This window comes from Streptomyces sp. NBC_00400 (assembly GCF_036048035.1).
Taxonomy (GTDB): domain Bacteria; phylum Actinomycetota; class Actinomycetes; order Streptomycetales; family Streptomycetaceae; genus Streptomyces.
In genome coordinates, this window is record NZ_CP107940.1 from 7,859,004 (window position 1) to 7,878,869 (window position 19,866).

At 69.2% G+C, this 19,866-nt stretch carries 13 protein-coding genes and 1 pseudogene; 10 read left to right on the forward strand and 4 right to left on the reverse strand.

The window, feature by feature from the left end; translation table 11 throughout:
* Positions 1-230: 230 nt before the first annotated feature.
* The 6 genes from car (at position 231) to OHS81_RS34485 (ending at position 10,905) form a co-directional block, all read left to right on the forward strand.
* Entirely contained in the window at positions 231-3,761 is a 3,531-nt protein-coding gene (gene car / locus OHS81_RS34460) for a carboxylic acid reductase (protein ID WP_328389862.1), read from the forward strand.
* A gap of 225 nt (positions 3,762-3,986) precedes the next feature.
* Positions 3,987-4,193: a DUF6207 family protein gene (locus tag OHS81_RS34465; protein ID WP_328389864.1), complete on the forward strand. Its 207-nt coding sequence runs from the start codon at positions 3,987-3,989 to the stop codon at positions 4,191-4,193.
* Positions 4,194-5,440: 1,247 nt separating this feature from the next.
* Positions 5,441-7,570: a flavin monoamine oxidase family protein gene (locus OHS81_RS34470; RefSeq protein ID WP_328389866.1), complete on the forward strand. Its 2,130-nt coding sequence runs from the start codon at positions 5,441-5,443 to the stop codon at positions 7,568-7,570.
* Positions 7,567-9,453 (forward strand): alpha-keto acid decarboxylase family protein, encoded by a 1,887-nt coding sequence (locus OHS81_RS34475; RefSeq protein WP_328389868.1) that lies wholly within the window; start codon positions 7,567-7,569, stop codon positions 9,451-9,453. The genes OHS81_RS34470 and OHS81_RS34475 overlap by 4 nt, the downstream gene beginning before the upstream one ends.
* Before the next feature lie 299 nt (positions 9,454-9,752).
* Positions 9,753-10,670, forward strand: coding sequence for a LysR family transcriptional regulator (locus OHS81_RS34480; RefSeq protein ID WP_328389870.1), 918 nt, complete (start codon positions 9,753-9,755; stop codon positions 10,668-10,670).
* A 79-nt stretch (positions 10,671-10,749) separates the two neighbouring features.
* Entirely contained in the window at positions 10,750-10,905 is a 156-nt protein-coding gene (locus OHS81_RS34485) for a hypothetical protein (RefSeq protein ID WP_328389872.1), read from the forward strand.
* A gap of 372 nt (positions 10,906-11,277) precedes the next feature.
* On the opposite strand, the gene OHS81_RS34490 is transcribed toward OHS81_RS34485, so the two are convergent.
* The 3 genes from OHS81_RS34490 to OHS81_RS34500 all read right to left on the reverse strand — a co-directional run bounded on the left by OHS81_RS34490 (position 11,278) and on the right by OHS81_RS34500 (position 13,323).
* On the reverse strand, positions 11,278-11,511 hold the full coding sequence (locus OHS81_RS34490) for a hypothetical protein (protein WP_328389874.1): 234 nt from the start codon (positions 11,509-11,511) through the stop codon (positions 11,278-11,280).
* A gap of 343 nt (positions 11,512-11,854) precedes the next feature.
* Positions 11,855-12,286 (reverse strand): hypothetical protein, encoded by a 432-nt coding sequence (locus OHS81_RS34495; RefSeq protein WP_328389876.1) that lies wholly within the window; start codon positions 12,284-12,286, stop codon positions 11,855-11,857.
* A gap of 434 nt (positions 12,287-12,720) precedes the next feature.
* Positions 12,721-13,323, reverse strand: coding sequence for a TetR/AcrR family transcriptional regulator (locus OHS81_RS34500; RefSeq protein ID WP_328389878.1), 603 nt, complete (start codon positions 13,321-13,323; stop codon positions 12,721-12,723).
* A gap of 300 nt (positions 13,324-13,623) precedes the next feature.
* Here OHS81_RS34500 and OHS81_RS34505 point away from each other — a divergent pair, with 300 nt between their 5' ends.
* The 4 genes and pseudogenes from OHS81_RS34505 (at position 13,624) to OHS81_RS34520 (ending at position 18,336) form a co-directional block, all read left to right on the forward strand.
* The gene (locus OHS81_RS34505; RefSeq protein ID WP_328389880.1) at positions 13,624-14,439 is read left to right on the forward strand and encodes an SDR family oxidoreductase; all 816 of its coding nucleotides are present in this window, start codon (positions 13,624-13,626) and stop codon (positions 14,437-14,439) included.
* Between the two features lie 710 nt (positions 14,440-15,149).
* Positions 15,150-15,410, forward strand: a pseudogene (locus OHS81_RS34510) (ABC transporter substrate-binding protein); the annotation flags it as partial.
* 195 nt (positions 15,411-15,605) lie between these two features.
* Entirely contained in the window at positions 15,606-16,505 is a 900-nt protein-coding gene (locus OHS81_RS34515; protein WP_328391634.1) for a TauD/TfdA dioxygenase family protein, read from the forward strand.
* Positions 16,506-16,755: 250 nt separating this feature from the next.
* Complete coding sequence (locus tag OHS81_RS34520) at positions 16,756-18,336, forward strand: alpha/beta hydrolase (RefSeq protein ID WP_328389882.1); 1,581 nt, start codon at positions 16,756-16,758, stop codon at positions 18,334-18,336.
* 37 nt (positions 18,337-18,373) lie between these two features.
* On the opposite strand, the gene OHS81_RS34525 is transcribed toward OHS81_RS34520, so the two are convergent.
* Positions 18,374-19,777 carry an MFS transporter gene (locus tag OHS81_RS34525; protein ID WP_328389884.1) on the reverse strand — a complete coding sequence of 468 codons (1,404 nt, stop codon included), beginning with the start codon at positions 19,775-19,777 and terminating at the stop codon, positions 18,374-18,376.
* Positions 19,778-19,866: the final 89 nt, after the last annotated feature.

The window sequence follows — 19,866 nt, forward strand, 5'->3', positions numbered from 1 at the left end:
ACCCGCAGGATGAACTCGGCGATGGAATGCGGACGGGACACGAGGTGGCGCGGTCGTTGACGGCGCCCCGGATGCGTCATTCCCCCGCCTCGTTCGCCCGAGCCGGAGCCACGTGCCCGGCCCAGCTCCGTTCCGGCACCGCGGTGCTCCGCAGCCCCCTGCCTTCCCTTGCCCGAAAGTGAAGACCACCCCAGATGAACGGCCCTTCAAGGCCACGAAGGAGACGCCGCATGACTGGCTCCCAGCCCCCAATTGACGAGTTCAGCGCACGTACAGCTCAGCGCAGCGCTCATCTGTACGCGACAGATCCCCAGTTCCGTGGCGCCGCGCCCCTGGACGCCGTCACGGAGGCGATCCGACGGCCGGGCCTACCGCTTGCCGACCTCGTGGCCACAGTGATGGAGGGATACGCAGACCGCCCCGCCCTGGGCGAGCGTGCCACGGAGCCGGTCACAGACCCGGACACGGGCCGCACCACGCTGCGCCTCCTGGAACGGTTCGACACACTCACCTATGGCGAACTGTGGGAACGTGTCGCCGCGGTGGCCTCCGAGTGGTGCCACCACCCCGACCACGCCGTGGGCCCCGGTGACTTCGTCGCGGTTCTCGGTCCCCCAAGCGCCGAGTACACCATGGTGGATCTGGCGTGCGTCCGCTCTGGTGCGGTGTGCGTTCCTCTCCAGGCCGGTGCCTCGGCAGGGCACCTGGCCCCCATCTTCGCGCAGACCGGACCGTGCCTGCTCGCGGTGGACATAGCACACCTCGAGGTCGCGCTCCAGGTCGCGGCGGATGCCCCGTCGCTGGGCAGGATCGTCGTTCTCGGCCACCATCCCGAGGTCACCGCTCACCGGGAGAGTCTGGACTCCGCGCGCGGCCAACTCGCGGCGCAGGGCCGAGGCGTCGCCCTGGACACGCTGGCGTCGATCATCGAGCGAGGAAGGACTCTGCCGCCGGCTCTCCGGAGCTCAGAGGGGGCGACAGCCGACGCACTCAGCACGCTGATTTACACCTCGGGCAGTACAGGCACCCCCAAGGGCGCCATGTACACCGAGCGTCTTGTCACGCAGTTCTGGGTCGACTTCGTACCTGACCAGGAGATGCGGCCGTCCATCGTGCTCAACTACATGCCCCTGAGCCACATGATGGGACGAGGTGTGCTGTTCGGCACGCTCGCCAAGGGGGGCATCGCCTACTTCGTGGCGTCGAGCGACTTGTCGACCCTCTTCGAGGACCTCTCCCTGGCCCGCCCCACCGAGTTCCTCATGGTGCCCCGCATCTGCGACATGCTCTTCCAGCGCTACCGGAGCGAGTTGTCCCGCCGGAACGAGGTGGGAGGCGACGCGGCCGAGCAGGTGGACCGTGTGAAGGAGGAGCTGCGGGAGAAGGCCCTGGGAGGCCGCCTGCTGTGGGCCGCCAGCGCCTCGGCCCCGTCGAGCGCGGAGATGAGGGCGTTTGTCGAGAGCTGCTTGCACGTCAGGATGCTCGACGGTTACGGGTCGACGGAAGCCGGAATTGTCTGGCTCGACGGCCGGGTGCTGCGCCCGCCGGTGACCGACCACAAACTGGCGGATGTGCCCGAGCTGGGATACTTCCGCACCGACTCGCCGCACCCCAGGGGCGAACTGCTGATCAAGTCCGACCGGCTCGTCCCCGGCTACTTCCGGCGCCCGGATGCCACCGCCGAGGTCTTCGACGAGGACGGCTTCTACCACACGGGCGACATCATGGCCCGCGTCGGTCCCGACGAGCTGGTGTACGTCGACCGCCGCTCCAACGTCCTCAAACTGTCACAGGGCGAGTTCGTCACCGTTTCCCGTCTGGAGTCCCTCTTCACCGGCAGCCCGGTAGTCCGGCAGATCTTTGTCTACGGCAACAGTGCTCGTGCGTACCTGCTCGCGGTCATCGTGCCCACACAGGACGCGCTCGACCGCGTCGGCAAGGACACCCCACGCCTCAGGTCGATCCTGCGTGAGTCCCTGCAACGCCTCGCCACCGAGGCGGGCCTCAACTCCTACGAAGTCCCGCGCGACTTCCTCATCGAGACCGAGCCGTTCAGCCAGCAGAGCGGGTTGCTCTCCGGAGTGCGCAAGCTACTGCGCCCTGCGCTGACGAAGCGCTACGGCGAGCGCCTCGAAGCGCTGTACACCGAGCTGACCGAGCGCGAGAGCGACGAACTTCAGGCACTGCGCCGGCCCGGCCCGGCCCGGCCGGTACCGGAAACTGTGTTCCGGGCCGCCCGAGCGCTTCTCGGACACCAACAGGGCGACTTGAAGGCCGGCACACGCTTCCTCGAACTCGGCGGTGACAGCCTCTCCGCGCTGTCGTTCTCCCAGCTGCTGAAGGAGATCTTCCACGTCGACGTCCCTGTCGACGTCGTCATCAATCCGGTCAACACGCTCCAGCAGGTGGCTGATCACATCGAAAGGGCACTTGCGTCGGGACACCACCGTCCGAACGCCGACAGCGTCCACGGCCCGGGCGCGACGCGACTCGAGGCGCGCGACCTGACGCTGGACGCGTTCTTCGACACAGAGACCAAGACGAAGGCCGGCAGGCCGGCCGGTGCACTGCCCGGGGCACGGACCGTCCTGCTGACCGGCGCCAACGGCTACCTGGGCCGCTTCCTGTGTCTCGAATGGCTGGAGCGCGTCGCAGAGCGCGATGGCACGCTGGTGTGCGTGGTCCGTGGCAGCACCGACGAGCTGGCCCGGGCACGGCTCGACGCGGCCTTCGACAGTGGCGACCCGGAACTCCTCCAGCACTACCACGACCTGGCTGCCGAGCACCTGGAGGTGGTCGCCGGCGACGTGGGGGAGCCCGACCTCGGGCTCGACAAGGAAACCTGGCAGCGGCTGGCCGACACCGTGGACCTGATCGTTCACCCGGCGGCGCTCGTCAACCATGTCCTGCCGTACGACCAGCTGTTCGGCCCCAACGTGCTGGGTACGGCCGAACTGATCAGGCTCGCGGTCACCACCCGGATCAAGCAGTTCACCTACCTGTCGACGGTCGCCGTCGCCTTCGGGGCCGAGGCCGCGGCAGACGAGACGGCGGACATCCGCACGGCCTGCGGGACGCGCGGCCTCGACAGCGATTACGCGAACGGCTACGGGGCCAGCAAGTGGGCGGGCGAGGTGCTGTTGCGCGAGGCGCACGACACGTTCGGCCTGCCAATCGCCGTGTTCCGCTCGAACCTGATCCTCGCGCACCCACGCTACCGGGGGCAGCTGAACATCCCGGACATATTCACACGCCTCTTGTTGAGCCTGCTGGCCACAGGAATCGCCCCAGGCAGTTTCTACGCCCGGGGCACAGGCGGCGGCAGCGGGCACTACGACGGGCTTCCCGTGGACTTCACAGCGCAGGCCATCGCCTCACTGGGCGACCGCACACGGGAGGGGTACCGGACCTTCAACGTCGTGAACCCGCACGAGGACGGAATTTCCCTCGACACGTTCGTCGACTGGCTGATGGCAACCGGACACCCGCTGGCGCGCATCCACGATTACGACGAGTGGCTCGACCGCTTCGAGACCGCCATGCGCGGCCTGCCCGACCGCCAGCGGCAGCATTCGCTGCTCCCCCTGCTGCACGCCTTCGCAAAGCCGGAGGTGCCCCTGCCTGGTTCCGCCCTTCCAGCGCACCAATTCCGCGCGGCGGTGCAGGCCGTCGCCCTCAACAAGGAAAACGACATCCCCCGTCTGTCGCAGGACCTGATCACCAAGTACGTGGCGGACCTCCGGTCGCAGCACCTACTGTGACTGAGTCAAGGTGCCGGACTGCCGGGTCAGCTTAGAGGTTGATTTCATGTCTGATATGCGGGCATTTCATCCCAGTTGCCAGCTCGGCGCGGCGACTTGACCACCCATACCTTAATCAGGGTGCAATTATCTCCGGACAGCGCCGAGCCAGGCGAAGGACGAGAACCTCAGCGGATGTGGAGTCGGCTTCGGCGGGGGCGCCGGTGGCGTAGAGACCGTCGGTTGATGGTCGCGGCCGTGGGAGGCAAGCCAGAAGCTGCCGACGAAGAAACCGCGCACCGGGCAGCCGTCGCGCTCGGCGGGCTGTGGCTCTCCAGCGGCCCCTCCGCCCCATGGCACACACCCGGCCAGCCCGGTGTCACCGTCCGCGCGTACGTCGATCTTCGTCGCGCTCCCCTGGCTGGCGGCAGCTTCGATCCCTGCGCAGCCTGACCGTCCGACGCTGCGCGGACGGTCGGACCTGCTCGACCACCTGCCGCTGACGCAGCCGGGCCAACTGGCCCCGCAGAACGACCACCCGAACAACGCCGTCGACGTCTCTGGTTGCACGGCTCTCTCCTTCGAAGCAACCGGCAAGCCGCTGGCCGAGGACGCCTCTGCGACCACATGGGCCGTGCTCGGGCCGAACGCGAGCTCTACCTGCCCAAGTCCTGGACCGGCGGCCACGAGCCCTGCCGCGCCGCCCGTGTTCCCGGCGAGCGCACTTCAAGCGCGGTGTTCACCGCTCCGCCCAGGCCCTCGAACGCGACATCCGCACCTGGCTCGCCGACGGGAACGACAACCCTCGGCCCTTCGCCTGGACGAAGACCGCCGACGAGATCCTCGACAAAGTCGCCGCCTACTGCTGACGAATCTCTGACTCAGGTCACTAGGGAGACGCCGACGCCCCATGTTGCCGGCCCGCCACCGACCGCACCGGACCCAGGGCCGTTCCCGGAAACGGGGCCGGGGCCCGGTGCAAGCCGACTATCCGCACGCACGGGAGCCGGCGCACGGGAGCCCGCACCCGGAGTCCGCGCGCAGTCCGCACGGAGTCCGCGCAAGGGCCCCTCGTCAACCGCACTGCTCACCCGGCCGGCCTCCCCGGTCTCACCGGCCCCCTCGGACCGTACAGCGCTGCCGGAACGGAATCCTCCGTATCGGACCGCACGCCGGTGCCGGGCCCCTCCCTGCCGGACTGTACGGCGTTGCGTGCCGTCACTGCACCGGCCTGCCGTGTGACCACGGTCAGCCCCTGACCTGGGGAGACGGTCGTCGGGCGGCTCTTTCTCCGTCCCCGCCTTCCCGGTGCGTGTGCTCGCTGACGACAGGGGATCCGACAAGCACGAGGCCCCTCACGTCCCCGATCTGACCCCTGTGCGGCGTCCTACACGGAATCCGAGTCGGACTCGCCGTTTCGAGTGATCCGGTGCTCCGTTTGACGTTCGTGCTTCTGCGAGGTGGTTCATTCGGTGCTGGGCTGGCGCCACAAGCCGCCACCAGCCGTGTGCCGGCCGGCTTTGGCGTGCCCTTGTTCCCTTTCCCCGTCCACTTCCCAGTCCGCGTGTCAGGAGCCGGATTCGTCCTCGCGCGAAGCCCCTTGATGCTCCGAAGCACCCGAATCAACCCAAGCACCCGAATCAACCGAAGCGACCGAAGTCCCAGCGAAGGAGAAACGTGACCACCATCGAGGAACGGTCATGAACGACATCCGCCCTGGTCTCCGCCGTGAGCACACCGGGGCCGAGCGGGCCACCGGGAAGACCTTTCAGCAGCTCGCCCGTGAACTTCTGCTGGTCGGTCCCGAGCCGGCCAATGAAGACCTCAAGCTGCGCTACCTCGACGTACTGATCGACAACGGGCTGGAGCCGGCCGTCGACCCCAAGCGCATCCTGATCGTCGGAGCAGGCATCGCCGGCCTGGTCGCCGGTGACCTGCTGACCCGTGCCGGGCACGAGGTGACGATCCTGGAGGCCAATGCCAACCGGGTCGGCGGCCGGATCAAGACCTTCCACGCCAAGAAGGGTGAGCCGCCGCCCTTCACCGATCCCGCGCAGTACGCGGAGGCCGGGGCGATGCGCCTGCCCAGCTTCCATCCGCTGACCCTGGCACTGATCGACAAACTCGGCCTGAAGCGGCGGCTGTTCTTCAACGTCGACATCGATCCGGCGACCGGCAACCAGAGCGCTCCGCTGCCGCCGGTGATCTACAAGTCGTTCAAGGACGGCAAGGTCTGGACGAACGGCGCCCCCAGCCCCGAGTTCCGGGCCCCGGACAAGCGCAACAACACCTGGATCCGCACCAACCGCACGCAGGTACGGCGCGCCCAGTACGTCAAGGACCCGTCCGCGATCAACGAGGGCTTCCACCTCACCGGCGGCGAATCGCGGCTGCCCGTCGCCGAGATGGTCCACCAGGCGCTGGAGCCGGTGCGCGACTACTACTCCGTGCTGCAGAGCGACGGGACCCGGGTCAACAAGCCCTTCCCGGAGTGGCTGGACGGCTGGGCCGAGGTCATCCGGGACTTCGACGGCTATTCGATGGGCCGTTTCCTGCGCGAGTACGCCGGATTCAGCGATGAGGCCATCGAGGCGATCGGCACGATCGAGAACATGACCTCGCGGCTGCACCTCGCGTTCTTCCACAGCTTCCTGGGCCGCAGCGACATCGACCCCGCCGCCACGTACTGGGAGATCGAGGGCGGCAGCCGGCAGCTTCCGGAAGCACTCGCCAAGGATCTGCGGGACCAGATCGTGATGGGCCAGCGGATGGTCCGGCTGGAGTACTACGATCCGGGCCGCGACGGCCATCAGGGCGGGCTCGCCGGGCCGGGCGGCCCCGCCGTCGCCATCCAGACCGTGCCCGAGGGCGATCCGTACGGCGAGCCGCAGACCTGGACCGGTGACCTGGCGATCGTCACCATCCCCTTCTCCAGCCTGCGCTTCACCACCGTGACCCCGCCCTTCTCCTACAAGAAGCGCCGCGCCGTCATCGAGACGCACTACGACCAGGCCACCAAGGTGCTCCTGGAATTCTCCCGCCGCTGGTGGGAGTTCACCGAGGCGGACTGGAAGCGGGAGCTGGACGCCATCGCACCCGGTCTGTACGAGTACTACCAGCAGTGGGGCGAGGACGACGCCGAGGCCGCGGTGTCCGTGCCGCAGCACGTGCGGGATCTGCCCACCGGTCTCCTGGGCGCCCATCCGAGCGTGGACGAGAAGCGCATCAGCCAGGAGCAGGTGGACTACTACCGCAACTCCTCGCTGCGCGGCGGCGTACGGCCGGCCACCCACGCGGTCGGCGGCGGTTCCACCACCGACAACCCCAACCGTTTCATGTACTACCCCTCGCACCCCGTCGCCGGCAGCAGCGGAGGCGTGGTCCTGGCCGGCTACTCCTGGTCGGACGACGCGGCCCGCTGGGACTCCTTCGACGACGCCGAGCGCTACAGCTACGCCCTGCTCAACCTCCAGTCGGTGCACGGCCGCCGGATCGAGGTCTTCTACACCGGTGCCGGCCAGACCCAGAGCTGGCTGCGCGACCCGTACGCCTGCGGTGAGGCGGCCGTCTACACCCCGCATCAGATGACCAGCTTCCACCTCGACGCGGTCCGGGCCGAGGGGCCGGTGCACTTCGCCGGTGAACACGTCTCGCTCAAACACGCCTGGATCGAAGGCGCGGTGGAGACGGCCGTACGTGCCGCCCTCACCGTTCACGAGACTCCCGCGGCGTACGGGAGCGCCGCCGCCGCGCGGACCGCGGAACCCCGAGAGAGCCGGGCAGGCGCCACACCGCCGGCCCCGTCGCGAGAGGACGTGGTGACCTCATGACCACCTCACACACCTGCACCGTCGCCGAGTACCTGGCGCTCAGGCTGGAACAGCTCGGCATCACCCATCTGTTCGGCGTTCCGGGTGACCATCTGGGCCCGTTCCTGTCGACCCTGCACGAGAAGACCACGGTGCGCTGGGTGGGCACCCCGACCGAGGGGGGCGCGGGCCAGGCCGCCGACGGGTATGCGCGGGTGAAGTCCGCCGACGCGCAGATCGCACTCGGCGAGCAGGGCATCGGCGCGGTCGCGGTCACCTACAGCGTGGGCGCGTTCAACCTCCTCAATGCGATCGGCGGCGGCTTCGCCGAGTACGTGCCGCTGATTGCGATCAACGCCGCGCCGTCCTACGAGCAGTGGCTCAACCAGCGGGCGATCGGCCTGCTCACCTCGCACATGTCCCAGCGCCCTGAGAGCAACCTGGAGGTCTACCGCCAGGTGACGGTGGACGCCCAGGCGATCTCCAACCCGGGCCTGGCCCCCACTCAGATCGACAGCGCGATCATCGCCTGCCTCTCCCACCGCCGGCCGGTCTATCTGGAGGTCATGGATGACGTCTGGGGGGCACGGTGTCCCGCTCCCCAGGGCCGGCTGACGCGGCGGGAGCGGCCCGTCACCGCCAAGAACGAGCGCATGCTCGATCAGGCGGTCACGGCGTGCATGGAGCTGGTGCGGCACCACCGCAACCCGATCCTGTGGGCCGGTGAGGAGATCGACCGCTTCCGGCTGTCCGACGAGTTCGAGAAGCTGGTGCGTGAGACCCGCATCCCGTTCTGCACCACCATCGGCGCCAAGTCCGTCGTCTCCGAGTACACCCCGGGCTTCTCCGGCGTCTACAACGGCAAGGCCAGCAGTCCGGAGGTGGCCGAGGTCTTCAACAATGCGGGCTGCCGCATCGGACTGGGCACGTGGGCGACCTCGAAGAACCTCGGCGGTGCGCGGTCGATCGGCGACGACTGGGCGGTCGCGGCCCACGACGGTGTGCACGTCGGCGCCTCGTACTTCCCCGATGTGCAGCTCGCCCGGTTCATTCCGGCGCTACGGGAACGCCTGGTTGCCGAGTTCGGCAGCGGTGCCTTCGAGGCGGACTACTTCGCCCGCGCCCATGACGAGGGTCTGGACGTCCCCGGCAGCACCGCCGCCTACCTGGATTCCCAGACCGGCGGCCCGTACCCGCAGAACGTGACGTACGACAGCCTCTTCCGGCACCTCAACGCCTTCCTCGAAGCGCAGACCAGCGAGTCCCGGGGCGAGCGCACCAACCCGTTCACGGTGGTGTGCGACGCTGCGTTCGCGCTGATCGGCTCGATGAATCTGCGGATGGCGGAGCGCGCCTCGTACGTGGCGCAGAACAGCTGGCTGTCCATCGGCTATTCGGTCGGCGCGGCCACCGGTGTGGCGCTCGGCCGGCGCCAGGCCGACAAGCGCCCGCTGGTCTTCGTCGGCGACGGCTCCTTCCAGGAGACGTGCCAGGAGATGTCCACCCATGTGCGGCACGGTCTGTGCCCGGTGGTGTTCGTCCTGGACAACGAAGGCTTCTACGGCATCGAACAGATGCTCGTCCAGCCCTGCTACTACCAGGAGGGGACACCCCGCTCCGACGGCGCCGAGTTCTACAACGAACTGCACCCCTGGCGGTACGAGAAGCTTGCGGAGGTCTTCGGCTCCGCCAAGCACCCGATGAACGGCGTCACCGTCCGCACGCACGACGAACTCGCCACCCTGCTCCAGCGGATCGCCGAGCCCACCGACACCATCAACCAGGGCCCGGTCGTCGTACGGGTGCAGCTCGGGCGGCACGACTACCCCCAGGCGCTCAAGTACAAGATCGCCGAGAATTGTCCGCCGCCCGGCGGTGTACCGGGGGAGGGGGCCGCACGATGACCGGAGCCGCCGAACGGCGGACCGGAGCGGTGGGCCGGAGCGGCGGACCGGAGTGGCGGACCGGAGTGGCGGACCGGAGTGCCGGTGCCACCGCCGATTCTCGCGAAGGCGCTCCGGCACGCCATGAGCGGTCCGTCCGGGCCGCCTGACTGAGCGGTCCCGGGGCCGGCTCGCCGACACCTTCGGCGAGCCGGCCCCTTGCGTTCGGCCTGATGGGCCGCCAGTAGTCGTTCCGGAGCAATGAAAAGATAGGCACTCAATAATTGACTCAGCCGTAAAAGTGCAGCTCAGGAGCGTTAATGGATCTCAACCTGCTGCGAGCCCTGGACGCCCTGCTTCAGGAGAACAGCGTGACCCGCGCCGCGGAGCGACTCGGTACCTCCCCCGCAGCGGCCAGCCGCACGCTGGCCCGGCTCCGCCGTGCCGTCGGTGACCCCCTGCTGGTCCGCGCGGGCCAGGGGATGGTCCCGACCCCGCGGGCCCTGGAACTGCGGCAGGAGGTGGGCGTGTTGCTGCGCCACTGCGACAACGTCCTGCGGCCCGGTGCCGGTTTCGATGCCGTGCATCTCCAGCGGACCTTCACCGTGCAGGCCGCCGACCTGCTCCTGACGGGGCTGGCCGGGGTCCTGACCGACCAGGTCCATGCGGAAGCTCCGCATGTGGACGTGGTCTTCCTGCCGGAGGCGCTGGAAGGGGGCCCCGCATTGCGGCAGGGCTGGGTGGACGTCGAACTGGGCGTCCTCGGAAACCTGGACCCGGAGATCCGGACCCAACAGCTCACCCGGACGACGCTGGTCGGCATCGCCCGCAGCGGTCATCCCCTCTTCGGCGGGCGGATCGACGCCCGCCGTTTCGCCGAGGCCGACCACATCGGCATCTCCCGGCTCGGCAAGCGCCTCGGGCCCATCGACAGTGCGCTCGCGGAACTCGGCCTGCGGCGCCGGGTCGCGGTCGTGGTACCCAGCCATACGAGCGCGATGATGCTCGCCCGGGACACCGACCTCGTTGCGCTCACCCTGGCCGACTGGCTCCCCGACACCACCTCCGCACTGGGACTGCGCACCTTCCCCATCCCCCTCGACCTGGCGCCTCTCGACCTCGGGATGGCCTGGCACCCCCGCAACTCGAGCGACCCCGGACACCGCTGGTTCCGTGACCGCTTGGCGGCCGCGGTCCTGGCGCCGTCGGGGACGGGGACGACGACGGTTCGGCGCTGACACGGTCAGGCTCATCTCCGCCTGTGCGAAGCTGTCGGCGCCTGCTCCGGTCGAAGAAGTCCTGCGTACCGTCCGCGCGGTGGCGCTCGCCGATCGGTATCACGTGTGCCAGGACGCCGCAGTCCGGTTGCAGAAGGCGGGCAACGAGGAATTCCTGCGGCGGCTCAACCGGGGGCTTCCGCAAGCCGACCTGATCCTCGCTGACCGCGCGGTGCGGCACTCCCCAGTCGCGTGAGTGACAGCTCTCGACGGGATACCGCCACTGCTGTGGCCAGGCACTGGGGGACGGCTAACGGATGAACCCGTGACCCGGGTTCACCAGCTCGCCGGCGCCGCCGGTTCCACCACATCGGATGCGATGTACGCGGCGTATTACGCATCGATCGCTCAGGCCGACGAGAGCAGCGACGGCACCGTCCGGCACCGACTTCGTCCGGAGGTCGGTGATCACGCTTGTCCGACCGTGGCAGGGCCTGGCGAGACGCTACGGACCGGACAGGAGCGGCGCGCACCGGGGGCAGCGGCCGCTGGGGCCCCGAGGGGCAGGCGGGTGTGCTGAGGGAGCGGGTGTGATGAGGGGACGAGCGTGACCGTGGGGAGCCGGTGACTACGAGGTGTATGTGCAGCCGTGCCCACCGTAATACCACTCGTACTGGCCCATCACCCACGGGTCCGCCGTGATCGTGAAGGTGCCGTGCGGGGCGGGACAGTGGAACGTCGTGGTGACGAGGTCACGGCCTGGTGGAGGAGGCCCCGGCGACGCGGTGGCCGCGGAGGCGATGCCGGCGCTTCCTCCGCCGAGCAGTGCAGTGATGAACGCAATCGCGATGATCTTCTTCATTGTGTCTCCCAGTTCCCTCGCGTGCCGGAACTGCCTCTGCGGACGATACACGCAATCGCCCAATTCGGGACAAGAGGAAAATCTCCCGATATACAGAAGGGGCGGTCGAGCCCAGCCGCCGCAGGGCCTGAGGGCCGGAGCGAGCCCCGGCCCCGGGGCGGTTCCCGGTCTCCGGTCTCCCTGCCCTGTCTCCCTTCTCTGGTCTCTGGTGACGGCACGGTGCGGTGTGTGCTGCGGCGACTCGTCGAGGCCGTCCGTGCGCGATCAGGAGCAGCGCGGCGTGGGTGCTCAACCGGCTCGACGACGGCCCGGCTGCGGGGTGACGGCCCGGACACCGCGGTGGTCAGTGGGCGAAGGGTGGGGCGAAGCAGCCGGTCTCCAGGTAAGGACCGTTGACCTGCACCTGGTAGTTGGTCTTCTGGACGAACGCGGTGACGCAGGCGTCCTTGTGGACGTAGAGGCCGATCCGGGCGCCTTCGGGCGTGACGTAGTGGTCGGTTTCGAAGCGGGGTTCCATCCCGCGGACTTCGAGATACGCGCCGAGTTGCTTGCCTGTGGGGCCGGTTCGTTGTTCTTTGTAGCCGAGCGCGAGCATCGCCGAGCGAACGGTCTGGGGATCCCACTTTCTCTGCGTCCACAGGCGTTTGAGGACGGGGTCGATGCGGTGGGCTTCCCGTTGGGCGTCCCTTTCCCTGGCGGGGGACATGTCGCGGGGTTGGCGGCCGGCGTTGTTCTCGTTGTAGTGCGGGGCCCCGTCGTGCGCTCCGGGCTCCACGTAGGGGGAGGAGGCGCCGGATGCGGAGGGGCCGGCGCTGGGGGATGCGCTTTGGGATGTGCTGCGGGAGGCATCAGGGGATGCGCTGGGCGCGCCGGCCGCGACGCGCTGCCGGCCGCAGGCAGTGAGGGGTAACGCGGCGCTCAGGAGGAGCGCGGTGGCGAAGCGTCTTCGGCGTCGAAGTAGGGAGAGAGCCATGCGGATCACTCTGCCATGAGGGCACCCGCATGCGTCGGCATCGTGATAACTCTCGTCTGCGGCTGATGAATCACGAAATGAGAGGTCGGCCTGGTGACCTCTCCAGGGGAGAGGCGGATGGTGTATCACCGGCTGTACGCCGAGTCGCTGTTGCACCTCGGTGCCGAAGTCTCACCGCGAACATGCGCTGACCGTGGTGAGCAGGGGGGCCGGTTCCAGGGTCTTGCCGCAGCCTCCTACAGCTCATCAATGCGCAGATAGTCGAGCGCCCGACGCGTCAGCTCGGCGATGCCCTCCGGTTCATCCTGCTGGGCCCAGTACTCCAGGGCGACATGGATCGCGTCGAGCAGAGCGGTGGTCAGGAGTCGTACTTCCAGGCTGTCCGGTGACGCTCCCGTGCGGGCTGCGAGCACCGGCAGCAACTGGTCCTGCAGGTCCCGCCCGGCGGCCAGCCACCGCATCCGAATCGCCGGCACGCTGCCCATGACGCGCACCAGCCGACGGGCGCGCTCCGTGTCCGCGAGGTGCGGGAGCGAGGCCGGTGCGTCGAACGCCGCCTGCACCGTGCTGGTCAGCGGCTCATCGGCCGGCCAGGTGGCCAGAGCGTCGACGAGCCGGCCGAGGCTGTCGGTCAGCAGGGGAGTGAGTGCGTCCTCCTTGGCCGCGCAGTAGCGGTAGAAGGTGCGCAGCGAGATACCGGCAGCCGAGGCGATGTCCTCGACCGTGGTCGCGTCGTACCCCTGCTCGGAAAACAGGGTGGCCGCGGTCTCCGCGATCTCCAGCCGGGTCTCCTGCCGCCGCCGTTCGGTCAGCGACGGTCTCCCTCGCGCCGCCGTCATCCGTCTCTCCTCGCCGCGCGGTCCTGCCCCCGCCGCTGCCCCTGTCGCTCTCGCTGCATGCCGCGATTCTGTCACAGACCAGCTACTTGGCACGTTGTGTCAAAAAAGAGGTATGTTGACTCCGCTGGATCCATCGGATCGGTCGGATCGGTCGGATCGATTGGGTCGATTGGGGCAATCGGATCGACCGGATCGCTGAACGCCCGTACGGGCCCGGCAATTTGGGGTCAGGCGGGGGCAGGCCGGCGTGCGGTATGCCATCCCAACGGGCCAACCGGGCGCATCAGCAAGGAGCCGACCATGTTCCGTACCCCCTCTACCTCCCGCGCCTCCCGCACTTCGGGGCGTACGTACCTCATCACCGGAGCCGCCTCCGGCATAGGCAAGGCCACCGCATCCCACCTCCGTCAACAGGGCCACACCGTGATCGGGGCCGACCTCGCAGACGCCGACATCTCCGCGAACCTCGCCACCCCCGAAGGTCGTACCGAACTGATCGACCGGGCCCATGAGTTGACCGCCGGTCGGCTCGATGCCGTCGTCGCCTGTGCGGGCCTCGCGCACTTCGCTCCGGCCACTGTTCAGGTCAACTACTTCGGCGTGATCGCCACTCTCGAAGGGCTGCGCCCGCTGCTCGCTGCCGGCACCGATCCGCGTGCCGTCGTGATCTCGTCCGTCACTTCCGTCCACCCGCACGACACGGCCATCGTCGACGCCGCGCTCTCCGGCGACGAGGAGGCGACCGTTGCCGCGGCCCAGGCCGCCATCGACCGGGGCGAGGGCTATGCGATCTACCCCTCGTCCAAGGCTGCCCTCGCGCGCTGGCTCCGTCGCACGGCAGTCACCTGCAACTGGGCGGCCGCCGGCATCCCGCTCAATGCCGTTGCCCCCGGCACGGTCGTCACGCCGATGACGGAGGGCATGCTCGCCGACGCCGGTATACGCAAGGTCGTCGACACCAGCGTCCCGATGCGGCTGCACGGCCACGCCCGCCCTGAACAGATTTCCCCGCTGCTGGCCTGGCTGACCTCCCCGGAGAACTCACACGTCACCGGCCAGGTCGTCTTCATCGACGGCGGTGCCGAAGCCGTCCTGCGAGGCGACAGCACCTGGTAGTCGTCGTGCGGCTGCAATTGTGAACGAAATGCTGCGCGCGCATGGCAGGAGAATCAGAACGTGAGACAAGGGCTCTCACCGCATTGACGTGGCTGAATTTCGCTGCCAGCCTCCCAAATGTGAGCCACTCGGAGAACTTCACCGCACGCCTGCACGTCGATCTGCGACACCAGGCCAGTGCCCTTTGTGCCGCCGGTCGCTAGAGCTGCCGGCCGGCGTCAGCTCCTGAGCGGCCCCTGAGCGGCCCCTGAGTCCGGGCCCGGTGCACTTGCCCGCCTGGGAATTCCTCGTCGCTCGGTGACTCTCACCGCATACCCACCTGGAATCTCCCGGGTTTAGGCGCACGGGCCGAAATGGTTTCACCCCGCCATGCGTGCGCCCATCCCCTTGCCCTTCCCTTGCCCTTCCCTCTTCCCTTTCCGTTTTGGCACCTCGGGTGGTGTTGACGCCCTCCGGAAGCGGAACTGCTTCCGCCGCGCTCCACCCCCATTCGAACAGGACCTTTCCATGGGCACGCTGATCACCCCGTCGAGCCGACGACAGTTCCTCACCCTGCTGTGCCTCTCGGCGGTCGCGGTCAGTTGCGGCTCCGAGGGTGGCGGTGCGGCCAAGGACCAGACCAAGACCCTGCGATACCAAGGGTGGGCGGGGTCCGTCATCCTGCCCGAACTGGCCGAAGACCTCGGCTTTCTGGAGGACGTGAAGCTGAAGTGGGTCGGCAACACGATCAGCGGGCCACAGGACATCCAGTCGGCAGCCACCGGGCAGGTCGACCTCGGCGGCGCGTTCAACGGAGCGTCGTCAAACTCGCTGCGAGAAAAGCTCCCATCACGGCGGTCATCAGCTACTACGGCGTCGACAAAGCCGCGTACAACGGCTTCTACGTGCTCAAGGACAGCCCGATCCACACGGCCCGTGACCTGATCGGCAAGAAGGTCGGGATGAACACCCTCGGCGCGCACTCCGAGGCCATGCTCGACATCTACCTGCAACGTCACGGACTGTCGCAGGCGGACATCAAGAAGGTCGAGCCCTTGGGGGTGCCCCCGGTCAACGCCCCTGCCCCGACCCACCTGAATCCCGCGCCCCCAGCCCTCCCTGCCCCACCCCTTTCCCCCCTGCCCTCACCTCCTGAGATTGCCGAAACCCCTGAAAGGAATGCGCACATGAGCACCAGCACAGGCTTCGACATCCGCCGCATCGGCGGACGCGTCGGCGCCGAGATCGTCGGCGCCGACCTCTCCGCCGACCTCGACCCGGCGATCGTCGCCGAGATCAACGCGGCTCTGCTGGAACACAAGGCGCTGGTCTTCCGCGGCCAGCAACTGGACGACGCGGCACAGCTGCGCTTCGCCTCCCTCTTCGGTGAACTCACCACCGCCCACCCCACCGTCCCGTCCGTGGACGGGCAGCCCAACATCCTGCCCGTCGACGGGGACGAGGGCATCCGCGCCAATCACTGGCACACCGACGTCACCTTCGTCCGCACACCCCCGAAGGCATCGACCCTGCGCAGCATCGTCGTCCCGCCCTACGGCGGCAACACGCTGATCGCCAACTCGGCCGCGGCCTACCGGGACCTGCCCGAGCCGCTGCGCGAGCTCGCCGACAAGCTGTGGGCGGTGCACACCAACGCCTACGACTACGCCGCCCCGAAGACCGACAAGGCGGCCCAGCACCGCAAACAGTTCGTCTCGCGCACGTACCGCACCGCCCACCCGGTGGTACGCGTGCACCCCGAGACGGGGGAGCGCGGCCTGTTCATCGGCGGCTTCGCGCAGACCATCGAGGGACTGAACCCTTCCGAGTCCCGGGACCTGCTGCGCATCTTCCAGTCGTATGTGACGCGGCCGGAGAACATCGTCCGGATCACCTGGACACCCGGTGACCTGGTCCTCTTCGACAACCGCAGCACCCAGCACTACGCGCCCGACGACTACGGAGACCTCCCGCGCCTGCTGCACCGGGTGACCGTTGCCGGGGATGCCCCGGTGGGCATCGACGGCACCTCCAGCCGCGCCCTCGAAGGCGGTGACGCAGCCCACTACACACCCGCCGTGGCCTGACGCCCCCGGGCCGTCAGCCGCCGAGAGCCGGCTCCCTGCACCTCCTGGGGCACTCCCAGGAGGTGCACGCTGAGTGGAGCGTCGTATCCACCGGGTGATCAGGAGTGGCCGGTGTCACCCGGGCTGATGGCGATGTGTGGTCCCCCGTAGACGCTGCGTATGCCCTGTGCGCGATTGTGACGGGGCCGATAGCGCGGCCGTGAAGCCTGTGCGCATCCTTCCCGGGACCAGCGAGAGAGCGAGAACGGCGATGTCCATCCCCCGCAAGTCCATGGCCTTGACGGCCGGTGTGCTGGCCGGCACCACGTTGGTGGTGACGGTCTGCGCCGTCGGTGGCGCCGCGGCGTCCCAGTCCGGCAACGGCAAGGGCGGGAATGCATCCGCCCCGGTGCTGCCCGCGCGCTTCGCGCAGCAGAAGATCCAGTGGACGGCCTGTGGCGCGGATGTCACCGCCAAGGCCGTACCCGGCGCCGAATGCGGCTGGGTGAAGGTGCCGGTGGACTACGCCGCCCCGGACGGGAAGTCCGTCAAACTCCGGGTGTCGCGGGTGCGGGCAAAAGACCACAGCCGTCGGCTGGGGTCACTGCTCTACAACCCCGGCGGGCCCGGCGCGGGCGGTGCGGCCGACGTGGCCGACGGAAACTGGCAGGCCGGCACCCAGGCCCGGGCCCGCTACGACCTGGTCGGCTTCGACCCCCGGGGCATAGCCGGTTCCGGGCAGATCAAGTGCCCCGACGGCGTGCCGCAGCAGCCCGAGAACCCGCCGCGCACCGAGGCGCAGGCCAAGAAGGCGTTCGCCGACGCGACCAAGCGCGGCCGGGCCTGCCAGAGGGCGAGCGGCGCTGTTCTTGCGCATATGGACAGCGTGAGCGTCGCGCGTGATCTGGATGTGCTCCGTACGGTCCTGGGTGATGCCAAGTTGAATTACACCGGCTTCTCCTACGGCACCTTCCTCGGCCAGCAGTACATGAAGCTGTTTCCCGACAAGGTGGGCCGGATGGTGCTCGACAGCGTCGTCAACCCCGCGGCCGACATGCAGCAGGTTGCCCGCCGTGACGTCAAGACGTCCGATGACGCGATGCGTCGGTACGCCCGGAATCTCGTCGCCTGCGGGGACGACCGTCTGGGAACCACGGCCGGAGAGATTCTGCGGAGGGTCACCGGGTTCGCCAAGAAGCTGGAGCGGAAGCCACTGCGAGGGTCCGGCGGCGAGGAATTCACCGACGCCACCCTGTCCATGTATCTGGACACGGCGGTGACGGACGAACAGAGCTGGAAGCCGCTGACCAAGGCACTGGTCGCCGCCCTGCACGGGGACGGGGCCGCCTTCGAGCGCTTTGACAAGGAGACAGCCGGCGAGAGCGGTGGCAAGAAGCCGACGCCGCAGGAGCAGCAGGCCCAGGAAGACGAGTCCGCGAGCATGCCGGCGGTGCTGTGCCTGGACTCCCCGTCCGCGCCGAAGTCCCCGAAGGCGATGCTTGACATGGCCGACGCGTTCGCGAAGCAGTCGCCGCTGTTCGGGCGTTCCTTCGCCTGGCAGATGATCGACTGCGCGACGTGGCCGATCGCCCCCACCGGCGCGGCCGAGCCGATCAAGGCATCCGGGGCGGCGCCGGTGCTGCTGGTGTCGTACACCGAAGATACGCAAACTCCGCTGGCCAACGCGCAGGCGGTGCACCGGCAGCTGGCCCATAGCTCGCTGCTGGTCCGCAAGGGCCACGGGCACGCGGCGTACGCCTCGGAGAATCCGTCCACGTGCACCGACCGAGCCGTCGACAGGTATCTGGTCGGAGGAAAGCTGCCGGACAAGGTCGCCAACTGCCCGCGGTGACACGGTCGTGCCGCCTACTGCGGGTGGGGCGGACGCCTCACGTGGCCGCCGGGGACACCCGTTCTCCCGGCCGCTGAGCGCGCGGGCCGCGTCGCCGGACCCACCCCCACAGGGCCAGCAGGAGGCAGGCCGCCAGGCAGCCGGCTCCTGCCACGGCCAGCGGCCCGTTGCCGCCGGTCGCCGCGGCGCCACCGGGATCGGCCGCAGGGCCTGCGGCGACCACGCCCAGCCCGGCCGCGACGGTGATGACGGTCTTGGTCAACCCGGAGGCCTCACCGGCGCGTTCGGGCCGGATGACGCTCTGGGTAGCGGTCAGCGTCAGGGCATTGCCGACGCCCAGCGCCGCCCCGCCGCCGGTGACCGCCGCGAGATACGACGGCATTCCGGAGACGAACGCCGCGCCCAGCAACATCACCGCGCCCGCCCCCAGGCTCGTCGCCATGACCGGTACGGCGTGGGCGCTGGTCACCCGCCCCGCTAACGGCCCCGCGGCCGCCATGGCCACCGCGGGGCCGAGGAAAGCCGCCCCGGCCGCCAACGGCGTGAGCTGCCGGCCCTCCTGGAGCGAGAGCGGTACGACGAACAGGAACACCACCGTCGCGGCGTTGGCCACCGCGCCCGCCGCGGTCAACGCCACGAAGGCGCCATGACGGAAGAGCGCGGGGCTGATCAGCGGCTCGGCCGCGCGGAGTTCGATCCGTACGAACGCCGCCGACGCCAGCGCCATCAGGCACAGCGTGCCGACGCCGGCGGGGGACACCCAGCCCCACACCGGGCCGCGGTCGACGAAGACGGCCAGGGCCGCGATGGCGCCGGTCCCGGTGGCCAGCCCCGGCCAGTCGACGTGCCCGGACGCCGTGGTGTCCCGCGATTCCCGGGCCCGGCGGGCACAGAGCGCAGCCACCACACCCAGCGGCACGTTGAGCCAGAACACCGCCCGCCACGACACCGTCTCGGTCAGGGCGCCGCCGACGAACGGGCCGCAGGCGGTGGCCAGCCCGCCGATGCCCAGCGCCCACCCCGTGGCCCGGCCGCGCAGGGCGGGCGGGAACACGTTCGTCAGCAGCGCCAGTCCGGCCGGCATGATCAACGCGCCGCCCGCGCCCTGCACCACGCGGGCCGCCACCAGCAGCGGCAGCGAGGGCGCCAGTGCACACCACAGCGACGCCAGTGCGAACAGCGCCAGCCCCGCGATCAGCAGACGGCGCCGGCCGCACAGGTCACTCATCCGGCCCGCGCCCAGCATCAGCGTGCCGCATGACAACAAGTAGGCGCTGACCGCCCATTGCAACTGCCCGGTCGATACGCCGAGTTCCGCCTTGATGTGCGACAGGGCCAGGTTCAGGGCGAAGGAGTCGAGCTGGATGCAGAAGACACCCAACGCGACCGAGACCAACGCCCACCGGGCTCCCCTTCGCCCCTCGGCTTCCCCCGCAGACACATCAACTCCCGGCACCGTCGCAGCACTTCCCTCCCCGCTGCCCGGCCGGGCAGCAACGTCATCTCCTCCACCGCAGGGTGATCCACGGA